Here is a 20,359-nt window from a genome sequence, read left to right on the forward strand (position 1 = left end):
GCGTCCGGGGATCCCCGCCTGCCCACGGTGGGCGGGGGAGGCAAACGGGACCGACGGGTGCCCGCTGCTCGTTTCGCCGCGGATGCCGCATCCTTGAGGTGTGGAGTTCCTCGGGGACGAGTCGGTCGAGCGGAAGGGGAGGGCGCAGGGGATGAGTGCCGGCGCACCTGCTCATAACGCTTCGGTGCACAACAACGGGCGCGGTGCCACGGGCGAATCGGCGCCAAGGCACGATGGACCGATGCGTGACGACGAGGCGGCCACTGCCCAAGGGGCGATCGGTGCCCTCGTCCATCGCGCCGTCGACGGGGACGAGCAGGCCACGCACGACCTGCTCGCCCATGTCCATCCCCTCGCACTGCGCTACTGCCGCACCCGTCTGTCCCGGCTCCCGGGCGACGCGCGCCACTTCGTCGAGGACCTGGCCCAGGAGGTCTGTGTCGCGGTCCTGCTCGCCCTGCCGCGCTACAAGGACGTCGGACGCCCCTTCGAGGCGTTCGTCTTCGCCATCGCCGCGCACAAGGTCGCCGATCTCCAGCGGGCGGCCATGCGTCACCCCGGTTCGACGGCGGTCCCGTCGGACGAGATGCCCGAGCGGCCGGACGACTCGCTGGGCCCCGAGGAGCGGGCGCTGCTGAGCAGCGACGCCGAATGGGCCAAGAAACTGCTGGCCAACCTCCCCGAAAATCAGCGCGAGCTGCTCCTGCTCCGTATCGCGGTGGGCCTCACGGCCGAGGAGACGGGCCAGATGTTGGGAATGTCACCCGGCGCGGTTCGGGTCGCCCAGCACCGGGCGCTGAGCCGGCTCAGGGCGCTTGCGGAGCAGTAACCCCCTTGTCGGCAGCGTGTTCCGTGAACAGGTCTGCCGGTAAGTCCGTACGAACATACGAAGCCCAGGGTCATGCGGGACCGTGGAATTTGAGAGCCGCGCTTCCCGTTAGCATGGAGATCCGCACCGATCAAGGCCATTTGGGGAAGGTGTCATGACTGCGAACGTCGACGGAGTGCCCGGTAAATTCGCGACACTCGGGCTGACCTACGACGACGTGCTGCTGCTGCCGGGTGCATCCGAGGTGCTCCCCAACGCGGTCGACACCTCGTCCCGTATCTCACGTAATGTCCGGGTGAACATCCCGCTGCTCTCGGCGGCGATGGACAAGGTGACCGAGTCCCGCATGGCGATCGCGATGGCCCGGCTGGGCGGCGTCGGCGTGCTGCACCGCAACCTCTCCGTCGAGGACCAGGTCAGCCAGGTCGACCTGGTCAAGCGGTCCGAGTCCGGCATGGTCACCGACCCCATTACGGTGCACCCGGAGGCGACGCTCGCCGAGGCGGACGCCCTGTGCGCCAAGTTCCGCATCAGCGGTGTTCCGGTCACCGACCCGGCGGGCAAGCTGCTCGGCATCGTGACCAACCGCGACATGGCCTTCGAGTCCGACCGCAGCCGCCAGGTGCGCGAGGTCATGACACCGATGCCGCTGGTCACCGGCAAGGTCGGCATCTCCGGCGTGGACGCCATGGAGCTGCTGCGCCGCCACAAGATCGAGAAGCTTCCGCTGGTCGACGACGCGGGCATCCTCAAGGGCCTCATCACGGTCAAGGACTTCGTCAAGGCCGAGAAGTACCCGAACGCCGCCAAGGACGCCGAGGGCCGCCTGCTCGTCGGTGCCGCCGTGGGCGCCAGCCCCGAGGCCCTGGAGCGCGCCCAGGCGCTCGCCGAGGCGGGCGTGGACTTCCTGGTCGTGGACACCTCGCACGGCCACAACAGCAACGCCCTCAGCTGGATGTCGAAGATCAAGTCGAGCGTGAGCATCGACGTGATCGGCGGCAACGTCGCCACGCGCGACGGCGCGCAGGCGCTGATCGACGCGGGTGTCGACGGCATCAAGGTGGGCGTGGGCCCCGGCTCCATCTGCACCACGCGCGTGGTGGCCGGCATCGGCGTCCCGCAGGTCACCGCCATCTACGAGGCCTCCCTCGCCGCCCGCCCGGCGGGCATCCCAGTGATCGGCGACGGCGGCCTGCAGTACTCCGGCGACATCGGCAAGGCGCTCGCCGCCGGCGCCGACACGGTGATGCTGGGCAGCCTGCTCGCGGGCTGCGAGGAGTCGCCCGGCGAGCTGCTCTTCATCAACGGCAAGCAGTTCAAGTCGTACCGGGGCATGGGCTCGCTCGGCGCCATGCAGTCCCGCGGCCAGGGCAGGTCGTACTCCAAGGACCGCTACTTCCAGGCCGAGGTCGCCTCCGACGACAAGCTCGTGCCCGAGGGCGTCGAGGGTCAGGTGCCCTACCGCGGCCCGCTGGCCAATGTGCTGCATCAGCTCGTCGGCGGTCTGCGCCAGACCATGGGCTATGTGGGCGCGGCCACCATCGGGGAGATGGAGTCCAAGGGCCACTTCGTGCGGATCACCTCCGCGGGTCTGAAGGAGAGCCACCCGCACGACATCCAGATGACGGTCGAGGCGCCGAACTACAGCAGCATGTAGGCATCAGGCCTTCAGGGGCGGCCCCGGGAGCATCAGGGGCCGCCCTTGTCGTGCCCGTCGGCGATACTGGAAGACGCTGAAACGCATCAGGGAAAGGCCACAGACGTGACTGAGATCGAGATCGGGCGCGGCAAGCGCGGCCGCCGGGCGTACGCCTTCGACGACATCGCCGTCGTCCCCAGCCGCCGTACGCGGGACCCGAAGGAGGTCTCGATCGCCTGGCAGATCGACGCCTACCGTTTCGAGCTGCCCTTCCTGGCCGCCCCCATGGACTCGGTCGTCTCGCCGGCCACCGCGATCCGCATCGGCGAGCTCGGCGGCCTCGGCGTGCTGAACCTCGAAGGCCTGTGGACGCGGTACGAGGACCCGCAGCCGCTGCTCGACGAGATCGCCGAGCTGCCCGTCGAGTCCGCGACCCGCCGTATCCAGGAGATCTACTCCGCCCCCATCAAGGAGGAGCTGATCGGCGCGCGCATCAAGGAGGTGCGCGACTCGGGCGTGGTCACCGCGGCCGCGCTCTCCCCGCAGCGCACGGCCCAGTTCTCCAAGGCCGTCGTCGACGCGGGCGTGGACATCTTCGTCATCCGCGGTACGACGGTCTCGGCGGAGCACGTCTCGCACTCGCACGAGCCGCTGAACCTGAAGCAGTTCATCTACGAGCTCGACGTCCCGGTGATCGTCGGCGGCTGCGCCACGTACACCGCCGCCCTGCATCTGATGCGTACGGGCGCGGCGGGCGTCCTGGTCGGCTTCGGCGGCGGCGCGGCCCACACCACGCGCAATGTGCTGGGCATTCAGGTCCCGATGGCCACGGCGGTCGCCGATGTGGCCGCCGCCCGCCGCGACTACATGGACGAGTCCGGCGGCCGGTATGTGCACGTCATCGCGGACGGCGGTGTCGGCTGGTCCGGCGATCTGCCCAAGGCGATCGCCTGCGGTGCCGACTCGGTGATGATGGGCTCCCCGCTCGCCCGCGCGACCGACGCGCCCGGCCGGGGCCACCACTGGGGCATGGAGGCGGTCAACGAGGAGCTGCCCCGCGGCAAGAAGGTCGGCCTGGGCACGGTCGGCACCATCGAGGAGGTCCTCACCGGCCCGTCCCACACCCCGGACGGCTCGATGAACTTCTTCGGCGCCCTGCGCCGCGCCATGGCCACCACCGGCTACAGCGAGCTCAAGGAGTTCCAGCGCGTCGAGGTGACGGTGGCGGACTCGCAGCACAAGCGATGAGCCGTACGACATGAAAGGGCCCGTCCACCGTGAGGTGGGCGGGCCCTTTCCGTCATGTCTTTACGCGGCGGCCTTCTTCGCGCCGGAGAACGCGGCGAAGGCGCCGATGGCGAGGAACAGGAAGGTCATCGGGTCGGCGGTCTCGCTCCAGCCCTTGGTCAGCACATCGAGGTGCTCGGTGAACAGCGAGGTCGCGGAGACGTCCAGCTCGTCGCCGAGGATCACCGCGATGCCGATCAGCTGGCCGAGGTATACGGCGCCCAGCGACAGAACGGCGCTCACCACGGGCAGCACCGGGTTGGAGCCGCCGAGCTTGCCGGCGGCGAAGCCGATGAGGAAGCCGACGCCGATGGCCGCGTAGCCGATCTCGTACTCGGTGGCGCCGACGATGCCGCCGTAGATCCCGGCGGTGACCAGGGCCGCGACGACCGCGGCGATGATGCCGAGGGCGATGTTGTTGCGGGCCGGAGCGGCCACGACCGGAGCCGGCGGCACGGCGCCGGGCTGCTGGGCGAACGGGTTGCCGCCGTCGGCCTGCTGCTGGGCGTAGGGGTTGCCATCCACGGGCTGCTGGGCGTACGGGTTGCCGTCGGCGGGCTGCGGCGGAACTGACTGGGTCATGACAGAGATCCCCCCACGGGACTGGTGGAACGAGCGGTGTGGTGTGCGCACGACAGTGCGACGAGTCGCCGAAGAGTAGCAGGGACACCGGCCCGCTCCACCAGGCAATTCCCGGGGAGGCCCGGCACTCAGAGGCGGTGCGCGGCCCCCGTGGGTGTCGCCCCCCGGGTGTCCAGCAGGAGCTGCGCCTTCACCGACAGGCCCTGGAGGTCGTAGGTGCGGTGGTTCTGGAGCAGGATCGTCAGGTCGGCGTCGGCGGCGGCCTCGTACAGGGAGTCGGCGCGGGGGACCGGGCGGTCCAGGACGCTCCAGGACGGGATGTGCGGGTCGTGGTAGCTGACCGAGGCGCCCAGTTCCATCAGCCGCATCGCGATCTCATGGGCGGGGGCGGCCTGTTGGTCGGCGAGGTCCGGCTTGTAGGTGACGCCGAGGAGCAGGACCCGGGCACCCCGCGCGGACTTTCCGTGCTCGTTGAGGAGGGTCGCGGCGCGCTGGATGACGTAGCGGGGCATCTGGCTGTTGACCTGCTGGGCGAGTTCGACCATGCGCAGGGTGCGGCCGGCGTGGCCGGTCAGGTCCTGCGGGACGCCGTGGCCGCCGACACCGGGGCCGGGGCGGAAGGCCTGGAAACCGAACGGCTTGGTCTCCGCGCAGCGGATCACGTCCCACAGGTCGACGCCCAGGCCATGGCACAGGACGGCCATCTCGTTGACGAGCGCGATGTTGACGTGCCGGAAGTTGGTCTCCAGGAGCTGCACGGTTTCCGCTTCGCGCGGGCCACGCGCGCGTACCACCTTGTCGGTCAGCCGGCCGTAGAAGGCGGCGGCCGACTCGGTGCAGGCGGGGGTGAGGCCGCCGATGACCTTCGGAGTGTTGGCGGGGGTGAAGTCGCGGTTGCCGGGGTCGACCCGGCTGGGGGAGTAGGCGAGGTGGAAGTCGCGGCCCGCGCGGAGGCCCGAGCCCTTTTCGAGCAGCGGGCGCAGGACGTCCTCCGTGGTGCCCGGGTGCACGGGTGACTCCAGGATCACCGTGGTGTGCGGGCGCAGCCGTGTGGCCAGGGTGCGGGCGGCCGCCTCCAGCTGGCTCAGATCGAGTCCGCCGTCCGCGCCCCGCGGGGTCGGGGCACAGATGACCGCGGTACGCACCCGGCCGAGCTCGGCCGGGCCGACGGCCGTCCTGAAGCCCCGCGAGAGCATCCGGCGCAGTTCGGCGGGGCTCAGGGAGGAGCCCTCGGGTCCCGTGCTGTAGCCGAGCGTGGGGATGCCGGCGGCGACGGCGGCCTGGGCCAGGGGCAGGCCGTACGGGCCGAGTCCGATCACGGCGAGATCAGCGGGCATGGAGTGGGCCGTCCTTCCCAATAACCGAAGCGGGACAGGTGCGCAAGCCGTGTGGACAGGATGGGCGAGCGCAATGTCAGACTAGGAGTAAATATGACCGATATGCGGGATTGGCTGGCTGTGTCTTCCTGCCGGTCGCTGAGGGTTATCCACAGGCTGGGGGCGCGTGGTGGCTGAAGTCGGGCAAGCCGGTCAGAATTTCGTCAGGGGGACACCACCGGGCCTCATCCCCGAGGGGTGCGGCCGGCGCGACTGACAGCGGGAGGCAGCGGTGAGGACAGCGACTCTGGGGCCGGCGCGGCGCGCCGAGTCACTCGCAGCAATGGCCGAGCGGGAGCTGGACGTGCTGGTCGTGGGCGCGGGCGTGGTCGGAGCGGGCACCGCGCTCGACGCCGTCACCCGCGGTCTGTCCACGGGCCTGGTCGAGGCACGTGACTGGGCGTCGGGCACGTCGAGCAGATCCAGCAAGCTCATCCACGGCGGTCTGCGCTATCTGGAGATGCTCGACTTCGCGCTCGTGCGGGAGGCGCTGAAGGAACGCGGGCTGCTGCTGGAGCGGCTCGCCCCGCATCTGGTGAAGCCGGTGCCCTTCCTCTATCCGCTCCAGCACCAGGGCTGGGAGCGTCTGTACGCCGGAGCGGGCGTCGCGCTCTACGACACCATGTCGATGGCCCGCGGTCACGGCCGGGGCCTGCCCGTACATCGCCATCTGACCCGCCGTCACGCCCTGCGCGTGGCCCCCGCCTTGAAGAAGGACGCGCTGGTCGGCGCGCTCCAGTACTACGACGCCCAGATGGACGATGCCCGCTATGTGGCGACGCTCGTGCGCACGGCCGCGTCGTACGGCGCGAAAGTCGCCAACCGCGCGCGCGTGACCGGGTTCCTGCGCGAGGGCGAACGCGTGGTCGGCGCCCGGGTGCAGGACGTGGAGGGGGGCGGGGAGTACGAGGTCCGCTCGAAGCAGGTCGTGAACGCGACCGGCGTGTGGACCGACGACACCCAGGCGATGGTGGGAGAGCGGGGACAGTTCCATGTCCGGGCGTCCAAGGGCATCCATCTCGTCGTACCCAAGGACCGCATCCACTCGACGACCGGGCTGATCCTGCGCACCGAGAAGTCCGTACTGTTCGTCATCCCATGGGGCCGCCACTGGATCATCGGGACCACGGACACCGACTGGGATCTCGACAAGGCGCACCCGGCCGCGTCCAGCGCGGACATCGACTACCTCCTGGAGCATGTGAACTCGGTGCTCGCGGTGCCGCTGACGCGGGACGACGTACAGGGGGTGTACGCGGGTCTGCGCCCGCTGCTCGCCGGGGAGTCGGACGCCACCAGCAAGCTGTCGCGCGAGCACACCGTGGCGCATCCGGTGCCGGGGCTCGTCGTCGTGGCGGGCGGCAAGTACACGACCTACCGGGTGATGGCCAAGGACGCGGTGGACGAGGCGGTGCACGGGCTGGACATGCGGGTCGCCGAATGCGTCACCGAGGATGTGCCGCTGCTCGGCGCCGAGGGATACCCGGCGATCTGGAACGCGCGGGCGCGGATCGCCGCCCGGACCGGCATCCATGTGGTGCGCGTGGAGCACCTGTTGAACCGGTACGGAACGCTGACGGAGGAGATCCTCGAACTCATGGCCGCGGACGCCTCACTGGGCGAACCGCTTCAGGGGGCCGACGACTATCTGCGCGCCGAGATCGTGTACGCCGCCTCGCACGAGGGCGCCCGGCACCTGGACGACGTCCTGACCCGGCGCACGCGCATCTCGATCGAGACGTTCGACCGCGGAACCCGCTGTGCGCGGGAGGCGGCCGAGCTGATGGCGCCGGTGCTCGGCTGGGACAAGGACCAGATCGAGCGCGAGGTCGAGCACTACGAGAAGCGGGTCGAGGCCGAGCGGGAGTCGCAGCGCCAGCCTGACGACCTGACGGCCGACGCGGCTCGGCTGGGGGCGCCGGACATCGTGCCGTTGTAGGCCTCTCGGCGGGCATCCCTTCCGTCCGTGCCCGGCGGGATCACTCGAACGAGTGTCGTGAACCGGGATATTTGCTCGGAACCGGCTCGTTTCAGGAGGTGCGGGGGCAGAACTCGGCGGAGAGCAGCCGGGGTTCCAGTCCGGGGTCTGCGACCGCGTCCGTGTTCACCCGGAAGGTGAGGACACGACGGCCGTCGACGGTGGCTGCGGTGCGCACGTAGCTGCCGGTTATTCGGCCGCGGTGTCCCCACACCGTGGTGCCGCACGGCAGCTTCACGGGAAACAGGCCCATGCCGTACAGGCCGTGTGCGGCGCGGGTGTCGAGCATCTCGCGCAGCCGGCGCGGGGGCAGCAGCTCGCCGCCGAGCAGGGCCGAGTAGAAGCGGTCCAGGTCGGCGAGCGTGGTCACCAGCTCGCCCGCGGCGCCGGCCACCCGCGGGTCGAGTTCGGTGACGTCGGATCCGTCGGCGGCGTAGGCGCGGCCGTGCGGAGAGGGAAGCGTGGTGCGGGATCCGGGGAAGGAGGTGCCCGCCAGTCGCAGGGGAGCGATGATGCGGCGCTCGGCCTCGGCGGCGTACGAGCGGCCGGTGACCTGCTCGACGACCAGGCCGAGCAGAACGTAGTTGGTGTTCGAGTAGGAGAAGCGGCCGGGGTCGGCCGGAGGGTGGGTGAGCGCTATGCGCACGGCCTGAAGAGGGGCCACGGGGACGACGCCCCCGGTGTCCGCGGTGAAGTCGTGCAGACCGCTGGTGTGGGTGAGCAGGGCGCGCAGGGTCAGCGCGCGGCCGTCGTTACCCGCTCCGTGCACCAGACCCGGCAGATGCTGCTCCACCGTGTCGGACAGCGAGAGCCGGTGCTCGGCGGCCAGTTGCAGGACGACCGTGGCGATGAAGGTCTTCGTGATGCTGCCGGCGCGGAAGCGGTCGGTCGAGGCGATGCCCTGACCGGCGTGGGCGTAGCGGGTGCCGGTGTCGTCGCGGGCCAGCAGGGCCGCGGCGGGGGCGCCCCGGGTGACCAGAAGCGGAAGGACCGCGTCCGTGGGCGGTGTTGAGTGCGCCGCCTGCGAGCCGGTTCCGGCCAGGCCGAGGAGCGCCAGGGCCATGGGCGCGGCCAGGAGCGTCCGGAGCGGCGGCATCGCGGGTCCTTCCTTGTCGCAGCCCATGATGCATGGCCGCGGAGGGCGTGTCGCACCCGGTCCCCCAGGTCTGTGGTGGTCCGAGGACACGGCCGCGGCGCGGGCCGGGCGGCGGTCCAGGAGCCGTCAGGGGCACCCTGGGCGTCGGGCACTTGTCGGGTGAGAGACAATGGAGGCTCTGTCAGGGCGGGTTGCATGAGGGGACGCATGTCGGAGGCCAAGCGGGCGGGAGCATCCCGGCAGGACAAGAGCGAGCGTCTCCTCGCCGGGCGGTACCGGCTGGGAGGAGTGCTCGGCCGCGGCGGTATGGGCACGGTGTGGCGTGCCGAGGACGAGACCTTGGGCCGCACGGTCGCCGTGAAGGAGCTGCGGTTCCCGTCCAGCATCGACGAGGACGAGAAACGCCGGCTGATCACACGCACGCTGCGCGAGGCCAAGGCGATCGCACGGATCCGCAACAACAGTGCGGTGACGGTCTTCGACGTGGTCGACGAGGACGACCGGCCGTGGATCGTCATGGAGCTCGTCGAGGGCAAGTCGCTCGCCGAGGCGATCCGGGAGGACGGCCTCCTGGAGCCCAGGCGCGCGGCGGAGGTCGGGCTCGCGATCCTCGACGTGCTGCGGTCCGCGCATCGTGAGGGCATCCTGCACCGCGATGTGAAGCCGTCGAACGTGCTGATCGCCGAGGACGGCCGGGTCGTGCTCACCGACTTCGGCATCGCCCAGGTCGAGGGCGACCCCTCCATCACCTCGACCGGCATGCTGGTCGGCGCGCCCTCCTACATCTCCCCGGAGCGCGCTCGCGGGCACAAGCCGGGACCGGCGGCCGACCTGTGGTCGCTCGGCGGTCTGCTGTACGCGGCGGTCGAGGGCGTGCCGCCGTACGACAAGGGGTCCGCGATCGCGACGCTCACCGCGGTGATGACCGAGCCGCTCGGGGAGCCGAAGAACGCGGGACCGCTGAAGGACGTCATCTACGGGCTCCTCACCAAGGACCCGGAGAAGCGGCTCGACGACTCGGGTGCGCGGGAGATGCTCAACGGGGTGCTCCACGCGCCCGCGCCCAGGGTGGCGGAGCCCGAGCCGGCGGATGCGACGAAGGTCGTGCCGCTGCCGGCGCAGCCCGGTGAGCGGACGGGCAAGAAGGATTCGGCGGGCGCCGGGGGCAAGCGGGGCGAGGAAGCCGGCGAGCGCTTCCGCGGCGCGCTGCGTTCCATGCGGAAGGCCGCCGGGGCAGCGGCCACCTCCGCGGCCGCGGCCCGCCCCAAGTCCGGGAGCGGTACAGCGGTTTCGGGCTCCGTCGGCGCCGGCGCGGCCGGGGCGACGAAGGCCGGGAAGCCGGATGCCGGGAAGCCGGATGCCGCCTCGGAGTCGGGTGCGGAATCGAGGCCGGGTGCGGCCGCGGGGTCCGACACGACCCGGGTGTCCGACAAGGCCGCCGGTGCGGGGACGACGCCTGCGTCCGGTCAGGCCGCCAAGGCGGGCGCGTCCGCCCCGGGGCGGGTGTCCGGGGAGCGTGAGCAGGCGCAGGAAGCCAAGGCTTCCCCTGCCGGCAACGCGGCGACCGGTGGGCGGAGTTCGGGGTGGCCGGTGATGACGCCCCCGGACCTGCCGCCGAGGCCCGTGCCCAGAGCGCCGATCACCGATGTGGTGCCGAAGCGGACCCTGGTGATCATCGCGGTGGTCGTGGCACTCGTCGTGGTGCTCGGCACGGTGCTGGCCCTCGTGTTCGGCGGCGACGACGCCAAGGGGACCAAGAGCAGCGGCGGCGGCAGCAAGGTCACGGCCGCTGCGAGCGCGAGTGCCGACACCAAGGAGGACAAGGGCGACAGCGCCCGTAAGGACGGGGCCGAGCCGGCCGAGTCCGCCGCGGCCGGCTCGGCGCCCGGAAGCGGCCCGAACACGGAGGCGAGCCCGTCCGGCGACAGTGGCACGAAGACGGACGGCTCCGCCGGCGGCGACCTCGCGGTGGCGTCGACGCACCAGGGCAGCCAGGGCTACTCGATCGGACTGCCCGCGGGGTGGACCTACCAGACCACGGACGAGGCGGGGGACCGCTTCACCGGGCCCGACGGGCAGAAGCTGCTCATCGCCTGGACGTCCACGCCGAAGGGCGACCCGGTGGCGGACTGGACGAACCAGGAGCGGGGCATGACCCGCCCGCAGTACCGGAAGATCCGCATAGAGGCGGTGAAGTACCGCGGCTGGAACACGGCCGACTGGGAGTTCACCTATGTGGAGAGCGGGACGAAGTACCGGACGATCGACCGGGGGTTCGTCGTCAACGACCATCTCGGACATGCGCTGATGTACACCGCGAAAGCCTCCAAATGGGGCACCGAACTGCGCAAGAACACATGGAAAACCCTGACGAAAACCTTTGAACCGAAGTCGTGAGGTGAGCCGTTCCCCGTCGGGGACGTGAGATCTCGCATCCCCTCTTTGCGGGTTGCCTCCGGCACGTATCGTGAATGGCTGCGGACCGTACGCATCCGGGTATGTATGCACAACGGGCCGCAAGGCGAACGGAATTGACCAGCCGGCGGCCGGGGGAGGCACTGTGGACGACTATGCGGGCCGGGTGCTCGCCGACCGCTACCGCCTACCGCTGCCGCCCTCCGACGAGTACGAACTCACTGAAACCCGGGCCTTCGACACCTACAGCGGCCAGGAAGTCCTGGTCAGGCAGGTGCCGTTGCCGGAGGTCGTCGAGGCGGAGGTGCTCGACGCGGAGGGTCTGCCCGACGGCTTCACCGCACGGGCCCCGCGGGACCGTGTGGCGCGGCGGTCCGTCGCGTCGCGTACGAGCACACGGCGGCCCACCGACCCCGCTGTCCGGCGGGCTGTCGAGGCCGCGCAGGCCGCGGCGCGGATTCCCGACCATCCCCGGCTCGACCAGGTCTTCGACGTGTTCGCCGAGGGCGGCTCGCTCTGGATCGTCAGCGAGTCGGTCGCCGCGCGGCCGCTCGCGGCGCTCCTCGCCGAGAAGCCGCTGACGCCGTACCGGGCGGCCGAGGTCGCCTCCGACGTCCTCATGGCGCTGCGCGTGCTGCACGCCCACGGCTGGGTGCACCGGAACGTCACCGCGCGCACGGTGCTCGTCTGCGACGACGGACGGGTGATGCTGACCGGCCTGGCGGTCGGGGCGGCGGAGGAGGCGCTGTGCGGGTATGACCCGGTGCCGGCCCCGGAGAGCGAGTGGGGCGTGGCGGGTGCGGGCGCCGGGGGCGGGGAGTTCGGGGACGGCTTCGGCGGGCCTTCGGGTGGTGCCACCCCTGCGCCCGGCATCGGCGGTGCGCCCGGCTCCGGCGTCGCCCTCGGTTCCGGCCCCGGTCCTGCCCCCGGCTCTGGTGCCGTGGATGCGGAGGCCGCCCGGCGGGCCGCCATCGAGGCGCGTGCGGCCGGGGGGCTGCCGGCTCCGGGGGCGGATCCGGCGAGCGGGGCGGGCGGCGGGGCGTCGGCCGAGCTTGCGCGCAGGGCCCCCGAGAGCGGCGGGGACATCAGGGCGGCGCGGGCCGGAGCGATCGCCGCGTATCGCGCGGGGGCGCGGGCCGCGGCCCGGGTGCAGGAGGCGCAGCAGAACGGCCGGGCGGCCCTGCCCGGAGCGTGCCCCGCATCCGAGGGCGCGGACGGCTCGGCATACGCGTCGGGGGCAGGTGAGGAGCGTGCGCCCGGCACGACGCCCCCGGGCCGGATAGCCGACCCCTACGGCGTGGGAACCAGGCCCTGGCACGGCGCCGCTCCGCGCAGCACAACCGGCGGCACACCGTCGGCCGACCCCAACGGCAAGGACCCCCTGGGGCGTACGGCCCTCCCTCCCAGCAGCAACGGAGCCGCGACCCCGGGGCACACGTCAGCGCCGGATGCCGACGCGACGTCGGCGTCCGGTCTTCCCGGAGCGCCCGGTCTTGGTGGGACGTCAGCGCCGGGTTCGGGTGCAACGCCATCGTCCGGCCTGCCCGCAGGGCCTGGTCCGGGCGCGGCGCCCGCGGCTGGTCTTCCCGGAGCGCCTGGTCTTGACGCAGCGCCGGCGTCCGGTCTTCCCGCAGGGCCTGGTCTTGGTGGGACGTCGGCGCCGGGTTCGGGCGCAATGCCACCGTCTGGTCTTCCTGCAGGGCCTGGTCTTGGCGCAGCGCCGGCGTCCGGTCTTCCCGCAGGGCCTGGTCTTGGTGGGACGTCGGCGCCGGGTTCGGGCGCAACGCCACCGTCCGGCCCGCCCGCAGGCCCTGGTCTGGGCGCGGCGTCGGCGTCCGGTCTTCCCGGAGCGCCTGGTCTTGGTGGGACGTCGGCGCCGGGTTCGGGTGCAACGCCATCGTCCGGCCTTCCTGCAGGGCCTGGTCTGGGCGCGGTGCCCGCATCCGGTCATCCTGCACCGCTCGGTCTGGGCGCGGCGCCACCGTCCGGTCTTCCCGCACCACCCGCTCTCGGCGCCACGCCGACGTCCGGCGTTCCCGCCCCGCCCGGTCTCAACACAACGCCCCCGTCAGGCCACCCGGCACCGCAGGGCCGTTTCCGCGCAACGCCCTCGCCCGGTCACCCCGCGGCACCAGGCCCCGGCGCCACGCCCACCCCCGGCGTTCCGATCCCCACCCCCGACGTCCCAATCCCCGCCCCCGGCACGCCCGGGACCTTCGCCCCGGGCGCTCCCGCCTCCACGCCCCTGATTCCGGCCCGTTGGGACGACCTCGCCGGCGTTGCCGCTTCCGTGGGCCGGGGTCCCGCCACCGCCCTTGCCGCCGAGCGGGCGCGGCAGGCGCGGATGGCTGTGGTCGGGCCCGTGACCGAGCGATGGGCGCCGGAGCAGGCGGGGCCCGTGCACGAGAACTGGCAGCTGGCCGCGCCGATCGGGCCCGCGACCGACCTGTGGGCGCTCGGCGCGCTGCTCTTCCGGGCCGTACAAGGGCATGCGCCCTACCCGGAGGAGTCGACGGCCGAGCTGGTGCAACTGGTGTGTGCGGAGCCGCCCGCGTTCGCGGAGGAGTGCGGGCCGCTGCGCCCGGTCGTGGAGTCGTTGCTGCGCCAGGACCCCACCGAGCGACTGGACTTCGAGGAGCTGCGCGGCTGGCTGCGTTCCCTGGTGCGGTCGGCGCCCGAGCCCGAGGCCGGGGCACACGTCGTCGCGGTGCCACCGGCGGACACGAGCCGGCTGCCCGTCGTACGCCGCCGGGGCGAGCTGGTGCGCAGACGGCGCGCCGGACTGCCCGCGGCGAGCGCGCACGGCCGGCACAAGCGGGCCCGGGAGGAGGTCCGCTCGCCGCGCAGCCTCGGCCGTACCTTGCTGTTGCTGATCCTGCTGGCGCTGGCCGCAGCGATCGCGTACGCCATGCTCTTCATGCCGAAGGCCGATCAGGACGACACGGGCGACGCGGACCGGACGGGTGCCGCCGGGCAGGCCGGGCAGGTGCCCTCACCGTCCGACCGGGCGAGCAGTGAGCCCCGGCCCGACCAGACCTCGCCGGCCGAGAACGGCTCCTCCCCGTCGGCCGGTTCGAGCGGTTCGACCGGGACACAGACCACCGGTCCCGAGGTCGCCGACGGCTTCACGCTGCGGGACGACCCGGCGGGCTTCCGTATCGCCGTGGCCAAAGGCTGGGACCGCACGCCCGGGAACGGCCGCGGTCAGGTGGTGTACGCGCACGGCGACTTCGAGCTCATCGTCGTACCGGGGCGGGACCGCGCGGACACGAACGGCAGCGATCCGATGGTGTACCAGCGGGAGAAGGAGCCCGAGCTGCAGCCGTACCGCGACTCCAGCTGGGCCACCGCGACCGGGCTGAAGACGATCCGGGTGGGCGGGAAGACCATGGCCGAGGGGCAGTTCACCTGGACCGACGGCGACGGCCGGGAACTGTTCGTGCGCAACCTTGCGCTGCTCGTCGGCGGCGAGTACCACGTGGTTCAGGTGCGCGGACCGGAGGCGGAGAGGGACGAGGTGACGAGGCTGTACGAACAGGCGTCGGCGACCTATCAGATCACCGGCTGACGATGGGTCCCAACAGCGGGTGACCGTACGCAGTTGAGGGTTTGAAGGTTGACTTCCGTCCGCGGAAGCGACAACCGTCACAGTGCGGTCTCCTTGGCGTGCCCCGTGTTCCCCTGGAAGCCGGACCGTACTTAATCTGACCCTGTCAAGAGCAAATGCGGGGCAACGTGAATCAGATGCAGGGCCTGCTCCTAGCGGGGCGCTATCGGCTCGCCGACGCGATCGGCAGCGGCGGTATGGGCCGGGTTTGGCGTGCGCACGATGAGGTGCTGCACCGGGCCGTGGCCATCAAGGAGTTGACCGCCGCGCTCTATGTGTCCGAGAGCGACCAGCCGAGGCTGTTGGCCCGTACCCGGGCCGAGGCCCGCGCCGCCGCGCGGATCAACCACTCCGCCGTCGTCACGGTGCACGACGTGCTCGAACACGACGGCCGGCCATGGATCGTGATGGAGCTGGTCGAGGGGCACTCGCTGGCCGACGCGGTCAAGGACCAGGGGCGCGTCGAGCCGACGGAGGCCGCGCGCATCGGGCTGTGGGTGCTGCGTGCGCTGCGCGCCGCCCATGCCGCCGGGGTGCTCCACCGCGATGTGAAGCCCGGCAATGTGCTCCTGGGGCACGACGGGCGTGTGCTCCTCACCGACTTCGGCATCGCGCAGATCGAGGGCGACACCACCATCACCCGTACCGGAGAGGTCGTCGGCTCGGTCGACTACCTCGCCCCCGAGCGGGTCCGTGGTCACGATCCGGGACCGGCGTCCGACCTGTGGGCGCTCGGCGCCACGCTGTACTCGGCGGTCGAGGGCAGATCGCCGTTCCGCCGCACCTCACCGCTGAGCACCCTGCAGGCCGTGGTCGAGGAGGAGGCCGAGGAGCCGCGCCACGCCGGGCCGCTCGGGCCCGTCATAGCCGCGCTGCTGCACAAGGACCCCGCTGTACGTCCCGACGCGTCCGTGGCCGAGCAGCTGCTCGCGGAGGCGGCGGAGGGGCGGCGGCCCAACGCGGCGCAGGCGTACGTGCCGACGCAGTACCGGGGCGCCTACCGCGAGGGGGACTCCCGTACGGGCCCCACCGGCAACGGGACGGCCACGCCGTATCCCTCGGGGAACCCCACCCCGTATCCGTCGGGGAACACCGCCCCGTACTCCTCCGGGAGTTCCACGCCGTATCCGTCGGCCACAAGCACCCCATACCCCTCCGCCACCGGAACCCCGTACCCCCTGGTCACCGGCCCGACAACCACCACACCCGCGTCGCCGCCCAAGCGGCGCCGGCTGCGCACCCTGGCCCTCGCGGTCGTCCTCGCCGCACTCGTCGGCGGGGGCACGGTGCTGGCGCTGCAGAAGTGGGACGAGGGGCGGCAGGAGAACAACACCACCGCCCCCTCGCAGAGCCCCGGCCCGACCGCGAGCAGCACGCCGAGTGCCGAAGCCGTAGGGGGCGTTCCTGCCGACTGGGTCCGCAAGGACGACCCCGGGGGATTCAGCCTCTACCTCCCCGAGGGCTGGGAGCGGAAGGTCGTCAGCACCGACGGCGGCATCGAGCAGATCGACTACTCGCCCGACGGTGGCGAGCACTTCGTCCGTATCGCGGTCGACCCGTCACCGGACTTCGCGCACCCGTACGACCACCAGACCGACCTGGAAGAGCAGTTGCAGCGGCTCCAGGACTACGAGCGGGTGTCCCTGGAGAAGAACATCTACCGGGACCGTGAGGGCGCCAGGTGGGAGTACACCTGGACCGCGCTCGCGAAGGACACCGACTTCCCGGGGCCGCGCCGTGCGGTCGAGGAGACGTACGTGGCCCGGGACGGCGTGGAGTACGCGATCTACATGTCCTCGCCCGCGCAGGACTGGGCGACCACGAGCAAGCAGTTCGAGGCGGTGCTCCAGGGCTGGACCCCGTCGGCCTCCTGAAGGCCGCACGGCGGCGTCGGTTGTCGGCCACTCGTGTGCCGTCGGCCCCCCGCGGCCCGGAAGGCGTTCGTCCGGTGAGGCATGATGGGGCGCATGGGGACCGAGGGGGAAGACGCGCGTGTCATCGCCGGGCGTTACCGGCTGCAGACGCGGCTCGGGCGCGGCGGCATGGGCGTCGTGTGGCGGGCCACCGACGAACTGCTCGGCCGGCACGTTGCGGTCAAGGAGCTCACCCTCGACGAGACGCTCTCCGCGGACGAGACCCTGCGGCAGCGCGACCGCACCCTGCGTGAGGCGCGCGCGGTCGCGCAGTTGCGGCATCCGCACATCATCGTGGTCCACGACGTCGTCGAGCGCGACGAACGCCCCTACATCGTCATGGAGCTGATCGACGGCGGCTCGCTCGCGGACCGTATCGCCACGCACGGCCCGCTCGACGCCGCCGAGGCGGCCCGTATCGGCATCGGCCTGCTGAGCGCGCTGCGCACGGCGCACGCTGCCGGGGTGCTGCACCGCGACATCAAGCCCGCGAACGTCCTGCTGGAAGCCGGCACCGGCCGGGTCGTCCTCACCGACTTCGGTATCGCCCAGGTCGCCGGCGCCACCACACTCACCGAGACCGGCTCCTTCGTCGGCTCGCCCGAGTACACCGCGCCCGAGCGGATGTCCGGGGCCAGGACCGGCCCGGAGTCCGACCTGTGGTCGCTCGGTGCGCTGCTGTGCACGGCGCTGAGCGGCGAGTCGCCGTTCCGGCGCGACTCGTTGGGCGGCATCCTGCACGCGGTGGTCTTCGACGACATCCGGCCGCCCGCGCAGGCCGCGCCGCTCCTTCCCGTCGTACGAGGGCTCCTCGAGCGCGATCCGGACCGGCGGCTGGACGCGGAGCAGGCGGAGCGGATGCTGCGCGCCTTCCGGGACACGGGCCGGACGCCGGCTCTGCCCGTCGGATACACGCCGACACAGCTGAACGTGCCCCGCCGAGGGCCCGTGCCACCCGCCCCGACCCCCGACTCGTCCCGGACCCCGGCCCCGGCCCCGGCTCCGGGTTCGGCCCCCGTCCGTACGATGCACTCCACGCGGGGTGTCCTGGTGGCCGCGCTGCTGGTGGCCGCGATGGCGGGCGCGGGCGTGTCTGCGGCGGCGCTGCTGATGAAGGGCGACGGGGGCGGCGGGGGCGGTACCCCGACGAGCTCGGCGCCGGGGACGCCCGTGACATCCGCGAACCCGTCGCGTTCATCGGGTTCACCGGGTTCATCCGGTACGTCGTCACCGACCGGCTCCCGTACACCGTCCCCCACCGGCGCCTCCGCCCCCAAGTCCTCCGCTCCGTCCGGCTATCGCACCGCCGAGGACCCGGCCGGCTTCGCCCTCGCCGTACCCGAGGACTTCACCCGCAAGCCGCAGGGGGAGCGGGTCTTCTACGTGTCGCCGGGGCAGACCTTCCGCCTCGGCATCAAGGTCACCGACCCCGAACCGGGCGGCCCGCTCGCGGTGATGCGGCGCGCGGACGCCGACGGACCCTCCACGAACCCCGGTTACCACGACGGCCGGGTCACCGAGACCAGACACCGTGGACACCCCGCCGCCCTCTGGGAGTTCACCTGGAACGGCTACACCGCGGCGGAGGGCCCCCGGCACACCTACGACCTGTGCTGGGAGGAGGACGGGCAGCTGTACGACGTGTGGGTGTCCGCCCCGGTCGGCAAGGTGCGGGAGGCGAAGGAGTACTTCGACGTGGCCGTGGACACCTTTGCAAAAAGGGTATAGCGGGCATTGCCGGCCGGCTGGGTCACGGGTCTGTGACCGGAAGACGTTCTCGGTGGAATCAGGACCGCTTGGCGCGATATGGATGGACCCATGAGCAGCGACGGGGGAGCCCGCTACAGTGCCGACGAGCCGACGAGTTTTGGTCTGCAACCACCGCAGCAGCCTGCGGCGGTACCGCACCCGGGCAACCCGTACGCGGCGCCCACACAGGTCGTGCCGCAGCAGTCCCACCCCGCGCCGGACCCGGGCACCGGGCGGCTCATCGCGGGCCGCTACCGGTTGCTCGCCAAGCTCGGGCACGGCGGCATGGGCACGGTGTGGCGTGCCAAGGACGAGACGGTGGACCGCGAGGTCGCCGTCAAGGAGCCCCGCGTCCCGGACCATCTTCCCGAACGTGAACGCGCCAACGCCTTCGAGCGGATGCGTCGCGAGGCACGGGCCGCGGCCCGGCTCGACCACCCCTCGGTGGTCAATGTGCACGACGTGGCGGTCGTGGACGGGCAGCCGTGGATCGTGATGGAACTGGTGCAGGGCCGTTCGCTGGGCGACGCGCTGCAGGAGGGCACCCTCGGCGTCCGGGAGGCGGCCCGGGTCGGCCTGGAGGTGCTCGGCGCACTGGAGGCCGCGCACGCGGCGGGCATCCTGCACCGGGACGTCAAGCCGGACAACGTGCTCCTCGGCCGGCACGACCGTGTCGTCCTCACGGACTTCGGCATCGCCCAGATCGAGGGCGAGACCAGCCTCACCGACACCGGCGGCTTCGTCGGCTCGCCGGAGTACATCGCGCCGGAGCGGGTGCTCGGGCAGCGTCCCGGGCCGGCGAGCGACCTCTGGTCCCTCGGGGTGGTCCTCTACGCGGCCAGTGAGGGCGTCTCCCCGTTCCGTCGCAGCAACACCCCCGCCACTCTCCAGTCGGTCCTCAACTCCACGCCCGCGCCGCCCGCCTCGGCCCGGGGCCCGCTCGCCGAGGTCATCGACGGTCTGCTCCAGAAGGACCCGGCGCGCCGCCCGAACGCCGCCCGGGTGCGCGCCCTCCTGGAGACCGCCGCGAACCCGCCTGCTCCGCAGCCCACACAGGTCGTCCAGCACACAGAAGCTCCGCGCCCCGGTCCGCGGCTCGGCCGCAAGGCCTGGATCGGTGTCGGCGCCACGGTCGTCGCAGCGGCGGTGGCCGCGTACCTGGCGATCGCGAACCCGTTCGCGGGACCGCTGCCGGACGGGTGGAAAACCAAGGCCCACCCGAAGCTGGGTGCCACGCTGGCGGTCCCCGCGCAATACCAGGAGAGCAGGCCGGGCGCCGACGACTCGAAGAAGAACTGGATCGCGTACACCGACTGGAGCGGCAGCATCTGGATCAACCTGAGCGTGGTCAGGAAGTCCCAGGACACCCTGAACGAGATCAAGAACTCCGCGGCGGCCGAAATGTACGCCGACAACGAGAAGTTCAAGAACCAGGGCGAGTACGACCTCTTGATGCCCAAGGGCCCCAGGACGACGCCGGAGACGACCAAGTACCACGGCAAACCGTCCGCCGAGAACACCATCGTCTACATGACCAACGACAGCCAGAACCCCCGCCCCCGCGAGGTGAAGATCTTCTACTACAAGACCTCGGACGGCGACATGTACCGCCTCACTGTCGGCTACCCGGGCAGGGGCGACTTCACGGAGCGCGGTCGCGAGGTGGCGAACACGGCGATCGCCAACGTGGACGTCAACAAGCTCTGATCCCCTACGGCTTGAGCCGGCCCGCGAGTGCCTTGACCAGGTCGGTCCTCGCCACCTGCAATGCGAAGCGCCCGCCGCTGTCCCGGGCGGGCCTCGCGTACCGGGGCAGGCCGCGGTGGCGCCACCGCTACGTCCGCCGCGTCGAGACCCGGGACGTCACCACCGGCCTCGTTCGACCGAT

General features: G+C 71.9%; 12 protein-coding genes. 9 read left to right on the plus strand and 3 right to left on the minus strand.

The features are described 5' to 3' along the window. The first annotated feature begins 241 nt into the window (after positions 1–241). From F7R91_RS16960 to F7R91_RS16970, 3 genes are all read left to right on the plus strand, one after another. On the plus strand, positions 242–829 hold the full coding sequence (locus F7R91_RS16960) for a sigma-70 family RNA polymerase sigma factor (protein ID WP_150949613.1): 588 nt from the start codon (positions 242–244) through the stop codon (positions 827–829). Positions 830–983: 154 nt separating this feature from the next. Continuing rightward, complete coding sequence (guaB, locus tag F7R91_RS16965) at positions 984–2,486, plus strand: IMP dehydrogenase (protein ID WP_150949615.1); 1,503 nt, start codon at positions 984–986, stop codon at positions 2,484–2,486. Positions 2,487–2,591: 105 nt separating this feature from the next. After that, the gene (locus F7R91_RS16970; RefSeq protein WP_150949617.1) at positions 2,592–3,716 is read left to right on the plus strand and encodes a GuaB3 family IMP dehydrogenase-related protein; all 1,125 of its coding nucleotides are present in this window, start codon (positions 2,592–2,594) and stop codon (positions 3,714–3,716) included. Positions 3,717–3,776: 60 nt separating this feature from the next. On the opposite strand, the gene F7R91_RS16975 is transcribed toward F7R91_RS16970, so the two are convergent. Both F7R91_RS16975 and F7R91_RS16980 read right to left on the minus strand, forming a co-directional pair. Further along, a complete protein-coding gene (locus tag F7R91_RS16975) occupies positions 3,777–4,337 on the minus strand; it encodes a hypothetical protein (protein WP_150949619.1) in 561 nt (186 codons plus the stop codon). A gap of 128 nt (positions 4,338–4,465) precedes the next feature. Then, positions 4,466–5,674: a nucleotide sugar dehydrogenase gene (locus tag F7R91_RS16980; RefSeq protein WP_150949621.1), complete on the minus strand. Its 1,209-nt coding sequence runs from the start codon at positions 5,672–5,674 to the stop codon at positions 4,466–4,468. A gap of 271 nt (positions 5,675–5,945) precedes the next feature. On the opposite strand from F7R91_RS16980, the gene F7R91_RS16985 reads away from it, so the two are divergent. Further along, positions 5,946–7,652, plus strand: coding sequence for a glycerol-3-phosphate dehydrogenase/oxidase (locus F7R91_RS16985; protein WP_150949623.1), 1,707 nt, complete (start codon positions 5,946–5,948; stop codon positions 7,650–7,652). Positions 7,653–7,743: 91 nt separating this feature from the next. Here the strand turns inward: F7R91_RS16985 and F7R91_RS16990 are convergent, their stop codons facing one another. Continuing rightward, entirely contained in the window at positions 7,744–8,787 is a 1,044-nt protein-coding gene (locus F7R91_RS16990) for a serine hydrolase domain-containing protein (protein WP_150949624.1), read from the minus strand. A 207-nt stretch (positions 8,788–8,994) separates the two neighbouring features. Here F7R91_RS16990 and F7R91_RS16995 point away from each other — a divergent pair, with 207 nt between their 5' ends. From F7R91_RS16995 to F7R91_RS17015, 5 genes are all read left to right on the plus strand, one after another. Then, positions 8,995–11,184, plus strand: coding sequence for a serine/threonine protein kinase (locus F7R91_RS16995; RefSeq protein ID WP_150949626.1), 2,190 nt, complete (start codon positions 8,995–8,997; stop codon positions 11,182–11,184). Positions 11,185–11,347: 163 nt separating this feature from the next. Further along, positions 11,348–14,770, plus strand: coding sequence for a protein kinase (locus F7R91_RS17000; protein ID WP_150949628.1), 3,423 nt, complete (start codon positions 11,348–11,350; stop codon positions 14,768–14,770). A 176-nt stretch (positions 14,771–14,946) separates the two neighbouring features. Beyond that, entirely contained in the window at positions 14,947–16,683 is a 1,737-nt protein-coding gene (locus tag F7R91_RS17005; RefSeq protein WP_150949801.1) for a serine/threonine-protein kinase, read from the plus strand. A gap of 93 nt (positions 16,684–16,776) precedes the next feature. Next, the gene (locus F7R91_RS17010; RefSeq protein ID WP_150949630.1) at positions 16,777–18,450 is read left to right on the plus strand and encodes a serine/threonine-protein kinase; all 1,674 of its coding nucleotides are present in this window, start codon (positions 16,777–16,779) and stop codon (positions 18,448–18,450) included. A gap of 90 nt (positions 18,451–18,540) precedes the next feature. After that, positions 18,541–20,178: a serine/threonine-protein kinase gene (locus F7R91_RS17015; RefSeq protein WP_150949632.1), complete on the plus strand. Its 1,638-nt coding sequence runs from the start codon at positions 18,541–18,543 to the stop codon at positions 20,176–20,178. Positions 20,179–20,359: the final 181 nt, after the last annotated feature.

This window comes from Streptomyces luteolifulvus (genome assembly GCF_008806595.1).
In the GTDB taxonomy this organism is placed as follows: Bacteria; Actinomycetota; Actinomycetes; order Streptomycetales; family Streptomycetaceae; genus Streptomyces; species Streptomyces luteolifulvus.